The organism is Pantoea sp. UBA4549 (assembly GCF_002387285.1).
Lineage (GTDB): Bacteria > Pseudomonadota > Gammaproteobacteria > Enterobacterales > Enterobacteriaceae > Pantoea > Pantoea borealis.
In genome coordinates, this window is sequence record NZ_DGLH01000018.1 from 138913 (window position 1) to 151863 (window position 12951).

A 12951-nucleotide genomic window follows, 5' to 3' on the forward strand; every position below is an offset into this window, starting at 1 on the left:
AGGTCGCTTACAGCAGATATACTGAATACAGGGGCAGAGGATCATCCTCGCCCCTTTTTTCTATGGAGGGCATATGGGACAGCTGATTGAGGGTGTCTGGCACGACACCTGGTACGATACAACATCAACCGGAGGCCGTTTCAAACGGTCAGAATCAGCGTGGCGTAACTGGATCACGCCCGATGGCAGCGCCGGCCCTGACGGTAAGCCTGGCTTTGCGGCAGAGCGCGATCGCTACCACCTGTACGTTTCACTTGCCTGCCCGTGGGCGCATCGCACGCTGCTGATGCGTAAGCTTAAAGGGCTGGAAGAGATGATATCGGTTTCAGTGGTTCATCCGCTGATGCTGGAAAATGGCTGGACGTTTGATGACAGCTTCCCGGATGCCACCGGCGACACGCTGTATCAGCATGAGTTTCTCTACCAGCTCTATCTTCATGCCGACCCGCACTACAGCGGTCGTGTTACCGTGCCGGTGCTGTGGGATAAGCAGCAGCATACCATTGTCAGCAATGAGTCAGCCGACATTATCCGCATGCTTAACAGCGCATTTGATGCACAGGGCGCGCGGGCCGGCGACTACTATCCTGCCGATCTGCGCGATAAGATCGACGAACTCAACGGCTGGATCTACGATACGGTCAATAATGGCGTCTATAAGAGCGGTTTTGCTACCTCTCAGGCCGCTTACGATGAAGCCGTTACCGCTCTGTTTCATTCGCTGGCGCGGCTGGAGCAGATTCTGGGACAGCATCGCTATCTGACCGGCGATCGCCTGACTGAAGCCGATCTGCGCCTGTGGACAACGCTGGTGCGCTTTGATCCGGTTTACGTCACGCACTTCAAGTGCGACAGACACCGTATAAGTGACTATCGCAATCTGAATGGCTTTCTGCGCGATATTTACCAGATGCCCGGCATTGCAGAGACGGTGAACCTGCCGCAGATCCGCCATCACTATTACTGCAGCCATAAAACCATTAACCCAAACGGCGTGATTTCACTCGGTCCGGCATTTGACTGGGACGAACCGCACGGCCGCGGTTAATCGCGTGCGAAACGGGCGCCATTAATGGCGCCCCTGTAATTAACCGTAGGGGACGCATTCATGCGTCCCTGGCTGAATTCATGCGCCCCTGGCCGCAGAGAGCAACGCAGATACCTGCACTTGCGGCTCAGAAAACAAAAAGCCCCGCCGAAGCGGGGCTTTTCATTTGAAAGGTCGAAACTGACCGATAAGCCGGGTTCTGTCGTGGACAGTCATTCATCTAGGCCAGCAATCGCTCACTGGCTCAAGCAGCCTACCCGGGTTCAGTACGGGCCGTACCATGTGAACCCCTATTTGGCCTTGCTCCGGGTGGAGTTTACCGTGCCACGGACTGTTGCCAGCCGCGCGGTGCGCTCTTACCGCACCCTTTCACCCTTACCTGATCCCGTTTCCGGGCCATCGGCGGTTTGCTCTCTGTTGCACTGGTCGTAGGCTTGCGCCCCCCAGGCGTTACCTGGCACCCTGCCCTGTGGAGCCCGGACTTTCCTCCCCTCTGCCTGTCTCCCCCGAAAGGGACGACGACAAAGCGGCGACTGTCTGGTCAGCTTCGGCGCAGGATAATAGGCGATCTGGACGCATTTGTCACTCCTCTTGCTGCGCCAGCGCATATTTATACAGCGCATTTTTTTTCACGCCGTGAATTTCAGCGGTCAGCGCGGCAGCTTTCTTCAGCGGCAGCTCTGCCTGCAGCAGCGCCAGCGTCCGTAGCGCCTCAGCTGGCAGCGCCTCCTCGTCAGCCTTATGCCCCTCGACGATCAGTACCATCTCGCCCTTGCGCCGGTTCTCATCCTCCCGCACCCAGGCGAGCAGCTCTCCCACCGGCGCGCCATACAGTGACTCCCAGGTTTTGGTCAGCTCGCGCGCCAGCACCACATAGCGCGCCGCGCCCCATACCGTTTCCATATCCTGCAGCGTATCCAGCAGGCGATGCGTTGACTCATAAAACACCAGCGTACGCGGCTCTTCACTCAGCGCACGCAGTGCATCACAGCGTCCTTTGCTTTTCGCAGGCAGGAATCCTTCATAACAGAAGCGATCGGAGGGTAATCCCGCCGCGCTTAATGCGGCAATGGCCGCACAGGCGCCGGGCAGCGGCACAACGCGTACGCCCGCTTCGCGGCAGCGACGCACCAGATGATAGCCAGGATCGTTGATCAGCGGCGTGCCGGCATCGGAAACCAGAGCTATACTCTGCCCCTCCTGCAGCTTCGCCAGCAGCACGTCAGCTTTCTGCTGTTCGTTATGATCGTGAAGTGCGAACAGCCGCGCATTGATGGCGAAATGTTGTAGCAACAGCCCGGTATGACGTGTATCTTCCGCTGCAACGAGATCGACGCCCGCCAGCACCGTCAGCGCACGCTGTGTGATATCACCCAGGTTACCGATCGGGGTAGGAACGATATAGAGCGTACTGGCAGAAATCTCTGCCCGATCGAGTTGTTTCATTGTCTCATCCGAATTGCCGATTTAATATTGAGCATCAAGAAAAAAACATCACTGGATACAGTATGCTTCCTTCAAAAGTCGTACGTCGTAAAGCAGGACGCTTTGTACCTGTTCTTCTCGCCGGGCTGATTCTGGCCGCCTGTAGCGGCCAGGGTCCGCAGCAAACCTCTAACGTCAATATTCAGGGCCCCGCAACCGGACGCTCTGACTATTATCTGCAGCAGGCACAGCAAAGCAGCGATGATAGCAAGACCGACTGGCAATTACTTGCCATCCGTGCCCTGTTGAAGGAAGGAAAGTATCCTCAGGCACAGACACAGCTTGGCCAGCTGCCGCAGCAGCTCTCTGATGTACAGCAGCAGGAGCTGCAGCTGCTGCGCGCACAGCTGCAGATTGCGCAGCAAAATTACAGTGGTGCTCAGCAGCAGCTAAGCCCGGTCAAAGTGGCCGATCTCTCTTCCGATCAGCAGGTACGCTACTACGCGCTGCAGATTGCAGCGGCACAGAACCGGCCATCGCTGGCGCTGCTGCGCGCCTATATTGCGCAGGAGCCGCTCTTAAAGGGCGATGAACATCAGAGCAATATCGACGCCACCTGGCAGGCGCTGACCCAGCTGACGCAGGATCAGCTTAACAGCGTTGTTATCAATGCCGATGAAAATACGCTGCAGGGCTGGCTCGATCTGCTTAATACCTGGCATGCCAGCAGCCAGGATCCGCAGATGCTGAAAACGGCCATCAGCGACTGGCAGACCCGCTACCCGCAAAATCCGGCGGCAAAAACGCTGCCAACGCAGCTCAGCCAGGTTAAAAACTTCAGTCAGGCTTCCACCAGTACCATCGCCCTGCTGCTGCCGCTGAACGGTCAGGCGCAGGTATTTGCGGGCGCAATTCAGAAAGGCTTCAACGATGCCAGAAATGGCGTGCTGAACGCTGCCCCCGCGCAGAGCAGCACGCCGGAAAACGCCACTGCCCAGCCTGCGCCTGAAGCGACAACGGATACCGGGACGGCCAATAGCGTGGTCAGTCCTGCGGCCGCCAGCATGCCGCCGCAGGAGAGTGTGCAGCAGCAGCCTGCCGCACCGGCTTCACAGCCGGCAGCCAGCAGCGCACAGGTTAAAGTGTACGATACCAGCAGCCAGCCGATCGCGCAGGTGATGCAGCAGGCGCAGCAGGATGGCGCCACGCTGGTGGTTGGCCCGCTGCTGAAAAATCATGTGGAAGAGGTGGCAAACAGCCAGACGCCGCTCAACGTCCTGGCGTTAAACGAGCCGGAACAGATCCAGAACCATCCGAATATCTGCTATTTTGCGCTTTCTCCTGAAGACGAAGCGCGCGATGCAGCGCACCATATCTATGAACAGGGCAAGCGCCAGCCGCTGCTGCTGCTACCGCGCAGCAGCTATGGCGACCGGGTCGGAAAAGCGTTTGCAGAAGAGTGGCAGCAGCTGGGCGGCGCAACGGTACTGCAGCAGCGCTTTGGCGGCGTAGCGGAGCTTAAACAAGGCATTAACAGCGGAGCCGGTATCGCGCTGAGCGGTACGCCGCTGACGGTACAAATGGAGCAGCCGCAAAGCGTTGCCGTCGCAGGTCTGACGATCCCGGCGCCGCAGAGCACCACGCCGGCACCGGCAGCTGAAAGCAGTGGCGGCAGCGTGGACGCAGTGTATATCGTTGCCAGCCAGAATGAACTGCAGCTGATCAAACCGATGATCGCTATGCGTACCAGCAGCCGCAACAGCACGGCGCTTTATGCCAGCTCACGCAGCGCGCAGGCCGGTGCGGGTCCCGATTTCCGCCTGGAGATGGAAGGCCTGCAGTATAGCGATATTCCGCTGCTCTCCGGCGCAAATCCCGGCCTGATGCAGCAGGCAGCAAAAGCGTTCAACAACGACTATTCGCTGGTGCGCCTCTACGCCATGGGCATCGATGCCTGGACGCTGGCAACGCAGTTTAACCAGATGCGGCAGGTATCGGGTTTTGCCATTGATGGCAATACCGGTAAGCTGAGCGCCGACACGGATTGTGTGATTAACAGGAAGCTGGCATGGAACCAGTATCGTCAGGGACAGGTCGTTCCGGTACAGTAAACCGCCAGCGTCTCGGCGCGGAGCATGAGCAGCAGGCGCTTCACTATCTGGAGCGCGCCGGGCTGAAGTGGGTCGCCAGTAACGTCCGCTTTCGCGGAGGCGAACTTGACCTGATTATGCGCGATGCCGACTGCTGGGTATTTGTAGAAGTGCGCTACCGGCGCGATGCGCGCTATGGCGGAGCAGCCGCCAGCGTAACGCGCCAGAAACAACAGAAGCTGCTGCGGGCAGCAGCGCTCTGGCTGCTGACGCGCGGCGGCAGTTTTGAGACGGTAAATTGCCGTTTTGACATCATTGCCATTACCGGGCGCGAACTGACGTGGCTGCCCGCTGCTTTTAATGCCGATGAATAGAACCAGGTGGTCTTGTGCAGGACAGAATTAAAGCATGTTTTACTGAAAGCATTCAGACGCAGATTGCCGCAGCCGAAGCGCTGCCGGATGCCATTTCCCGCGCCGCGATGACGCTGGTGCAGTCGCTGCTGAATGGCCATAAAATTCTCAGCTGTGGCAACGGTGCGTCTGCGGCCAATGCGCAGCACTTTGCGGCCAGCATGATTAACCGGTTTGAAACCGAACGTCCCAGCCTGCCAGCCCTGGCGCTAAGCGCGGATAACGTTATGCTCACCGCGATCGGTAACGATCGGCTGCATGATGAAATCTATGCCAAGCAGGTACGGGCGCTGGGTCAGGCGGGTGATGTCCTGCTGGCGATCTCAACCCGGGGTAATACCCGCGACATCGTTAAAGCAGTGGAAGCTGCAGTGACCCGCGATATGACCATCGTTGCGCTCACCGGGCATGATGGCGGCGAACTGGCTGGCCTGCTCGGCCCTCACGATGTGGAAATCCGCATTCCCTCTCATCACAGTGCGCGCATTCAGGAGATGCATATGCTGACGCTGAACTGCCTGTGCGACTTGATCGATAACACCCTCTTTCCCCACCAGGAATGACTGAAGGAGCTCACATGAAAGCATTGAACGCTATCGCCCTGCTGTTAACCGCTATGCTGCTGCAGGGCTGCGTGGCCGTAGTTGCCGGCGGCGCCGCCGTTGCCACTAAAACCGCCACCGACCCCCGCACCGTGGGTACACAGGTTGATGACGGCACGCTGGAGCTGCGCGTTTCTAATGCGCTGGCGAAAGACGAACAGATAAAAAATCAGGCGCGGGTCATTGTGACCGCTTATCAGGGCAAAGTGCTGCTGACCGGTCAGGCGCCGTCTGCCGATCTCGCCAGCCGTGCCAAACAGATCGCCATGGGCGTCGACGGGGCAACAGAAGTCTACAATGAGATCCGCACCGGAGAGAAGGTCAGCCTCGGCACCTCTTCTTCCGATACCTGGATCACCACCAAGATCCGCTCGCAGCTGCTGGGCAGCGATCAGGTCAAATCGTCTAACGTTAAAGTCACGACAGAAAACGGGGAAGTGTTCCTGCTGGGGCTGGTGACGCAGGAAGAAGCCACGGCGGCGGCAGATATCGCCAGCCGGGTCAGCGGCGTGAAGCACGTAACAACGGCCTTTACCATTCTGAAGTAATCTGCACCTTTTCTTTCAGGGCGGCGCTGGCCGCCCTTTTTTATGCCGGCAAATCAATGACCAGCGCACGCAGCGGCGTCTCTGCCTGCAGGATAAGCTGCTGCTCATCACGGATAAACGCGCCATCGCCGCACTGCAGCCGCTGCTGATTCGCGCTGCTGCTGCGCACATCCAGCGTACCGTGAATCGACTGCAGGTACGCGCGCGCGCCGCGCAGCTGCACACGCTGCTGCTCTCCCGGCGCTAACGTCACCTGATATACCCTGGCATCCTGCCGCAGTTGCAGACTCTGCTCTGCGCCATCTGGCGAAGCCAGCAGCAACGGCGACCGGCCGTTCAGCGTCATCTGCTGCAGCAGCGGATTTTCCCGTTCCGGACAGGCGCTCAGCCAGAGCTGCAGGCGCGTCAGCGGCTGATCTTTGCTGATGTTTATCTCGCTGTAGCTTACGCCCTGTCGCGTTGACAGCATCATCGCCTCACCTGCCCTTACGGTCAGGCGCTGTCCTTCACTGTCGCGATACTCCGCCTCGCCCTGCAGCACCAGATTTAACACATCAACCTGCGGATAGGTACGGGGCTGAAAAGCGGCACCCGGCGCCAGCACCTCCTGATTCAGCACGCGCAGCGCGGCGTATCCCATAAGTTCAGGATCGAAATAGTGGCCAAAAGAGAAGCTATAGCGCGCCTGCAACCAGCCAAAATCAGCCTGGCCACATGCGGACGCGCAGCGGGTTGTCATCATGCTATACCTCCGGTGCACTGCAGGAAACGCTCACTACAGGCTCAATCGGTTTATGGTAAAAGGCTGGACGGCGGAATGTTAGCCAGTTAATCTGCCCGGCATATTCAAATTTACTGACAGAGAATCAGTATGGCTAAAGAGCGTGCATTAACGTTAGAAGCGTTACGGGTGATGGATGCGATTGACCGGCGCGGCAGCTTTGCCGCCGCGGCAGATGAGCTGGGACGCGTCCCCTCTGCGCTGAGCTATACCATGCAGAAGCTGGAAGAGGAGCTGGATGTGGTGCTGTTTGATCGCTCCGGCCATCGCACCAAATTCACTAACGTTGGCCGGATGCTGCTGGAGCGCGGTCGCGTGCTGCTGGAGGCTGCAGATAAGCTGACCACCGACGCAGAAGCGCTGGCGCGCGGCTGGGAAACGCATCTCACTATCGTAGCGGAAGCGCTGATCCCCACTGACCTGCTGTTTCCGCTGGTCAGCAAGCTGTCAGAAAAAGCCAATACGCAGATATCTCTGATCACGGAAGTGCTGGCGGGCGCGTGGGAGCGGCTGGAGCAGGGCCGGGCAGATATCGTGATTGCGCCTGACCTGCACTTCCGCGCCTCCAGCGAGATCAACACCCGCAAGCTCTACACCATTATGAGCGTTTATGTCGCCAGTCCGGACCACCCTATTCATCAGGAGGCAGAGCCGCTTTCGGAAGTCACGCGTGTGAAATATCGCGGTATTGCCGTCGCTGATACGGCGCGTGAACGTCCGGTGCTGACGGTTCAGCTGCTGGATAAGCAGCAGCGTCTTACGGTCAGCAGCATGGATGATAAACGGCGGGCCCTGCTGGCGGGGCTTGGCGTCGCCACCATGCCTTATCCGATGGTGGAAAAAGATATTGCCGAGGGCCGGCTGCGCGTGGTCAGCGCTGAGTATACGCGCGAAGTGGATATCATTATGGCCTGGCGTCGCGACAGCATGGGTGAAGCCAAAGCCTGGTGCCTGCGCGAAATTCCAAAGCTGCTGGCAAAGCGCAATCAGGTCTAGTCAGGACGGCTCAGGCACTCTATCGCCACCGTTTTAAAATGGTCAAAGTCACGACACTCCCGCAGGCGCGGCATGGCGCGTTCGCGCAAAAACGTGACAAACAGATCGTACAGCGCCATCGCCTCTTCATATTCACGCTTGCTGATGGCGAGCAGAAAGATCACAAAGGCGGTCTCATCACCCCAGCTGACGCCATGCGGCGCAATCACGGTATAGACCGCGGTTTTCTGCGCCAGCAGGCCGAGCGCATGCGGCAACGCAATGCCGTCTCCCAGCAGGGTACTGACAATCGCTTCACGCTCGACCACGGACGGATAAAAGTCCGCTGCAACGAATCCCTGCCCCTGCAGACGATCGCACAGCCGCTGAAAGAGCGCCTGCTGCGTCAGGGGCTGATCCAGCACCATAAAATGCTGCGCGGAAAAATATTTTTCCAGCATCCACGGCCGGGTGCGATCCACCAGAACCAGTTTGCCAAGCTGCTCCAGCTGAAACCCGGTCGGAAAGGGTGACATCACCACCACCGGCCGGTTCTTTTCATTCAGCCGCACCGTAGAAATAACAAAATCTTCTTCTATCCGCTCGCGCAGCGCGTAGTCACGCTGCGTCAGCCGGGCAGCAACCACCAGCTGCGGATATTTGCGCAGCAGCAGCGCCTCAATCATCCGCAGCGTTGAGGTTCCGCTGTCGCACACCAGCAGCACGCGCGGGTGGCGCTGATAGCCAACGTTATAGTGCCGCTCCAGCCCCACGCCAATATGCAGCACCAGAAAACCAATCTCATTTTCGCTCAGCGTATAAGGGGTATATTTGCTCCAGCTGCTGACGGCAGCCAGCGTGACATCCCACGCCAGCGGATAGTGCTGTTTGATGTTGCTCAGCAGCGGGTTAGGAATATGGATCTGATAGCGCACCCGGGTGATCATCGATTTGATATGGGTAAGCAGATCGGCACGCAGCTGCTCATCGTGCTGCAGCTGATAGGCATAATGGGTATTGATGTAACTCAGCAGCCAGCTCACCAGTGCGTCAGCATCATCTGCATTGATGGTGCTCGGCTCCAGCGCCTGGATCTGGCGCGCGGCGATGTTAACGCGCAGCCAGTTCTCCTCTGCCCGTGATAAAGCTTTGCCGGTGAGTGGTTGCAGCTGATGCACCAGCGCGTGCGCCGCCTCACGCACCTCTTCGCCCACCTCTTCTGCGCCCGGATCGCTGAGCGGAAAACCTTCGCTGATGCGGCGCACCGCTACCGCGCAGTAGATCAGCAGGTAGCGTTCTCCCTCATCGCTGAGACGGATAGCGTAACGGCTGAGGCAGTGCTGCAGCAGCGGTTGCAGCTGCGCCAGCATATCGCTGCGCAGCACTTCAATGCTCAACAGCGGGCTGTCGGGCGTCTCCTGATCAATCTGCCACAGCAGATCGGTAAGGCAGGTGCGGATGGCCGTCTCGCTGCCAAACAATTTCATGCCGTAGCGGGGTTTGGTTTCGATATGCAGATGATAGCGACCCAGCCACTCCCGCACCTCCGCCATATCTCCCTGCAGCGTGGCGCGACTGACAAACCACTCTTCCGAGAGATCTTCCAGCCGCAGCGACCAGGCCGCGGTGAGAAACCGGCTGAGCAGATAGCGTACCCGCTCCTGTGAGGTGCGCGGCACCCGCAGCGGCGCGCTGCTTTGCTGCTGCAGCGAGTCAAAGCGTGCCGCGTCGCCGACCTGCAGCTGATAGCCGGCGCCGCGTGCCAGCACAAACTGTGCGCCGTGTTGCTCCAGCAGCGCGTTCAGCGCCGCAATATCGGTGCGCACCGTGCGCGTAGAGACCGAGAAACGCCGCGCCAGCTCATCCTGCGGCAGCGTTTCATGCTGCAGCGCAGCAAACAGCTGCGCCAGACGCTGATTAGGAAATCTCACAAAGCCTCACCCGTGACGAAGTTATTGCAGCAATGCCTTGCACGTTGCCAGAAGCTGACGCACATCGTCAATGCGCGTCTCGCCGCTCGCGCTGTCGATAATTGAACTGTAGACGTGCGGGATCACTTTGCTGACGCCAGCCTCCAGCGCAATCTGCACAATCTCTGCAAAATTATGCAGATCGATACCGCCGGTAGGCTCCAGCCAGAAATCGCGCCGGGCACACGCCTCTGCCACCGCGCGATACTCCGCCACCGCGCTCAGACCGCCCATCGGAAAATATTTTACCGAGCTGCCGCCCATGTCCTGCAGCATGGCGATGGCACTGTCAATCGGTACGATCGCTTCCGCCGCCTGTGAGCTCAGCGGGCCGGTGGAGATCTTCACCTTGCCCGGCGTTCCGCTGGGGGAGACCAGACCATTTACCACCGTCTGCGACTGTCCCAGCCGCGCGCGGCTGGTGGCTACCCCGGTAAACACCTGATTCACGTGCTGCGGCTGCAGCACCGCCGCCAGCTCGCTCACCATAGCAGACTGACGCGGATCGCCGGCCCCCAGACCGATCGAAAGCGCATTATCGATCAGCGCAGCGTAGTCACGCATGTCAGCCAGCGCCGCGTCGTGGCTGGCGTAATTTTTGGACAGCACGCCAACCAGCACATGCCCTTCCGCCGCCTGCCAGATGTCGCGTGCGTTCTGCTTTGAGCCCGCCAGCACGTTGAGACAGAGACGATCCTGATAAAAGTCGGGGGTCAGCTTCATGCGTTGTTCCTTTCTGCCAGCAGCGCGTCGATACGGCTAAAGATAATCTGCAGCTGCGCGGCAGTGACGCTGCGCACGTCTGCTTCGATAATGCTTTCGTTCGCCTTATAGCCGCGAAAATAGATAGCGATGTCACCACTTTTCAGCGCCTGGACCAGATCGCCGGCTGACCAGCCGGTCAGCGCTTCATCGAAATGAATTTCTGTACGCGCGATGTCGCGCCCGGCGCTGTCCCACACCACCCGTGCGGTGACGCCTGGCAGCTGGTTAAGCTGGTCAATAAAGGGCGTCATGTGCTGAACCATCTCGCTGCCGCTCGTCTTTGGCTGCGACAGGTAGCGCTCAATAGCCTGCGTCAGACCCAGCATTCCCTCTTTGCCCACTTTCATCGCGCGTCCGATGCCGTTGCTCTGCCGTTTTACCCACTCAACATAGCGGCTGCGCCCTACCACCAGACCGCTGGATGGCCCCTCTATCGCCTTGGCACCGCTGTAGATCACCAGGTCGGCCCCCATCTGGTAGTAGGCGCGCAGATCCTCTTCTGCGGCCGCATCCACAATCAGCGGGATGCCGTGCTGTTGCGCGACTTCTGCCGCCTGCGCCACGCTGAGATGGCTTTTTTGCACGCAGTGGTGCGATTTTACGTAAAGCAGCGCTGCCGTAGCCGGCGTGATCGCCGCCGCCAGCTGCGCGGCGGAACACTCGTTGCTATAACCCGCTTCCACCAGCCGGCCGCCGCCCAGCGCCACCATGGTGCCGACCGGCGCGCCGTAGTTCACGTTATGCCCTTTAGGCACGACGATCTCATGCGGGACCGTGAGCGGTGCCGCATGCAGGTTATCCAGCAGCCAGGCGTTATCTTTCACAATGACCCCGGCCACACACTGAGCAATCCCCGCTGAGGCGCAGGAGACCACGACGGCGCTCTCTGCCTGCAGCAATCCGGCAATATAGTCCCCGGTGTGATTCACCAGATCTTTCATCTCAAAATAGTGGTTCAGGCCATAGCTGACGCTGTCCACAACCTCAGGCGCCGGTGTCGAGACGCCCAGAATAGTCATGCGGCCTGACGCGTTGATGACCTGTTTCAGGCGATATTTTTCATACACTGAAGACATGATGACGCTTTCCCTCTTCGGTCAGATGCCACTGGCCTGCCACTGTCACAGCCACCGGCAAAAAATGGTGCTCTCCCGCCACCTGCTCACCTTCGGCATCGGTAAACGGACGGGTCTCCTGATTCACGCTGAAAATAGTCAGATCGGCATCGCTGCCCGGCGTCAGCGCGCCTTTACCGCTGAGGCGCAGCGCCGCCGCGGCCTGAGTCGTCACGCAGGCGATCACCTGCGGCAGCGTCATGCCCAGCGCAAGGAATTTAGACATCACGTGCGCGAGGCTGTGTACCGGCCCGTGCAGGCGATTGCGGCAGTAGATATCCGAGCTGATGGTATCGGGCAGAATGCCGCGGGCGATCGCCTGTCGCGCAACCGCGAAGCTGAAGCTGGCGCTGCCGTGCCCGATGTCGAGCGTTACGCCGCGCGCCAGCGCCTGACTGACCGCCGCCTTGAGTTCGCCCTGCGCGGAGAGGATGCGGTTCGGTTTGCCGTTAAAGCAGTGCGTGATGATATCGCCGGCGGTCAGCAGCTCAGCGATCTCCTCCAGCACCGGCGGATCATTGCCGATGTGTACCATAAGCGGCAGATCGCCGGCAGCGTGCTGGATCGCTTTGGCGCGGATCAGCGGTGCAATGCCGTTCTCCCCGACCACGCTGCTGCTCATGCGCGCTTTCAGACCGACAATAAACCCGGGATGGCGCGTGACCGCCTGCACCACCGCCGCTTCATCAATCTGTTGCATGTCCGCCAGTTCGTTCTGGGTAACTATTCCGGTGCGGGCAACGTTGATCAGCGCCCTGACGTCAGTGGTGGCGTGGCGCGTCAGCTGCCGGAAGTCATCAATCTGGTCGGCACCGGTGCTGCCGGCATCCACCACGGTGGTCACACCCTGTGCCACGCCGACAGCGTCCGCTTCATCGTGGTAGACAGGCGATTTTGCATAGCAGTGCACGTGACTGTCTATCCAGCCTGCGCTGACATACCAGCGCCCGGCCAGATCGCGCTCCTGCTGCGCAGTGCCCTCCACTTTGCCAACCGCGGCGATTTTGCCGTCCTGAAGGGCGATATCGACCAGCTGCTCATCGCACAGTCGTGCGCGACGCAGAATCAGATTAAACATGGTTACTCCTTACTGCGTGTGTTGCCAGGTGCGCATAAATGCGTGCCCTGCAGAACAATTCGTTTGTGTCCAGGGGCGCATGAATGCGCCTCATGCGGAACAATTCGTTTGCGGCCAGGGGCGCATGAATGCGCCCCCTAC

At 59.4% G+C, this 12951-nt stretch carries 12 protein-coding genes and 1 other RNA gene; 6 read left to right on the forward strand and 7 right to left on the reverse strand.

Annotated elements, in window-relative coordinates; all coding sequences use genetic code 11:
- Positions 1-73 precede the first annotated feature (73 nt).
- A complete protein-coding gene (locus B3041_RS16390) occupies positions 74-1048 on the forward strand; it encodes a glutathione S-transferase family protein (RefSeq protein ID WP_065648130.1) in 975 nt (324 codons plus the stop codon).
- 172 nt (positions 1049-1220) lie between these two features.
- On the opposite strand, the gene rnpB is transcribed toward B3041_RS16390, so the two are convergent.
- Positions 1221-1597, reverse strand: an RNA gene (rnpB, locus tag B3041_RS16395) — RNase P RNA component class A.
- Positions 1598-1630: 33 nt separating this feature from the next.
- Entirely contained in the window at positions 1631-2494 is an 864-nt protein-coding gene (rsmI, locus tag B3041_RS16400; protein ID WP_065648129.1) for a 16S rRNA (cytidine(1402)-2'-O)-methyltransferase, read from the reverse strand.
- A gap of 62 nt (positions 2495-2556) precedes the next feature.
- Between rsmI and B3041_RS16405 the strand changes: the two genes are divergently transcribed.
- The 4 genes from B3041_RS16405 to dolP are packed head-to-tail and all read left to right on the forward strand — an operon-like array spanning position 2557 to position 6126.
- Positions 2557-4584: a penicillin-binding protein activator gene (locus B3041_RS16405; RefSeq protein WP_292977273.1), complete on the forward strand. Its 2028-nt coding sequence runs from the start codon at positions 2557-2559 to the stop codon at positions 4582-4584.
- Positions 4542-4937, forward strand: coding sequence for a YraN family protein (locus B3041_RS16410; RefSeq protein WP_292977275.1), 396 nt, complete (start codon positions 4542-4544; stop codon positions 4935-4937). The genes B3041_RS16405 and B3041_RS16410 overlap by 43 nt, the downstream gene beginning before the upstream one ends.
- Before the next feature lie 14 nt (positions 4938-4951).
- Complete coding sequence (diaA, locus tag B3041_RS16415; RefSeq protein WP_039380533.1) at positions 4952-5539, forward strand: DnaA initiator-associating protein DiaA; 588 nt, start codon at positions 4952-4954, stop codon at positions 5537-5539.
- Between the two features lie 14 nt (positions 5540-5553).
- On the forward strand, positions 5554-6126 hold the full coding sequence (gene dolP, locus B3041_RS16420; RefSeq protein WP_065648126.1) for a division/outer membrane stress-associated lipid-binding lipoprotein: 573 nt from the start codon (positions 5554-5556) through the stop codon (positions 6124-6126).
- 40 nt (positions 6127-6166) lie between these two features.
- Here the strand turns inward: dolP and B3041_RS16425 are convergent, their stop codons facing one another.
- Positions 6167-6868, reverse strand: a complete 702-nt coding sequence (locus tag B3041_RS16425; RefSeq protein WP_292977281.1) for a pirin family protein — start codon at positions 6866-6868, stop codon at positions 6167-6169.
- A gap of 129 nt (positions 6869-6997) precedes the next feature.
- Here B3041_RS16425 and B3041_RS16430 point away from each other — a divergent pair, with 129 nt between their 5' ends.
- Entirely contained in the window at positions 6998-7903 is a 906-nt protein-coding gene (locus B3041_RS16430) for a LysR family transcriptional regulator (RefSeq protein WP_065648124.1), read from the forward strand.
- Here the strand turns inward: B3041_RS16430 and B3041_RS16435 are convergent.
- Genes B3041_RS16435 through B3041_RS16450 form a run of 4 tightly spaced genes read right to left on the reverse strand, consistent with a single transcriptional unit; the run spans position 7900 to position 12810 of the window.
- The gene (locus tag B3041_RS16435; protein ID WP_292977283.1) at positions 7900-9813 is read right to left on the reverse strand and encodes a BglG family transcription antiterminator; all 1914 of its coding nucleotides are present in this window, start codon (positions 9811-9813) and stop codon (positions 7900-7902) included. The genes B3041_RS16430 and B3041_RS16435 overlap by 4 nt on opposite strands.
- A gap of 21 nt (positions 9814-9834) precedes the next feature.
- Positions 9835-10575, reverse strand: coding sequence for a 2-dehydro-3-deoxy-phosphogluconate aldolase (gene dagF, locus B3041_RS16440; protein ID WP_065648122.1), 741 nt, complete (start codon positions 10573-10575; stop codon positions 9835-9837).
- Entirely contained in the window at positions 10572-11693 is a 1122-nt protein-coding gene (locus tag B3041_RS16445) for a DgaE family pyridoxal phosphate-dependent ammonia lyase (protein WP_292977286.1), read from the reverse strand. Before B3041_RS16445 ends, dagF begins: the two co-directional genes overlap by 4 nt.
- The gene (locus tag B3041_RS16450; RefSeq protein WP_292977288.1) at positions 11677-12810 is read right to left on the reverse strand and encodes an amidohydrolase/deacetylase family metallohydrolase; all 1134 of its coding nucleotides are present in this window, start codon (positions 12808-12810) and stop codon (positions 11677-11679) included. Before B3041_RS16450 ends, B3041_RS16445 begins: the two co-directional genes overlap by 17 nt.
- Between the last annotated feature and the right edge of the window lie 141 nt (positions 12811-12951).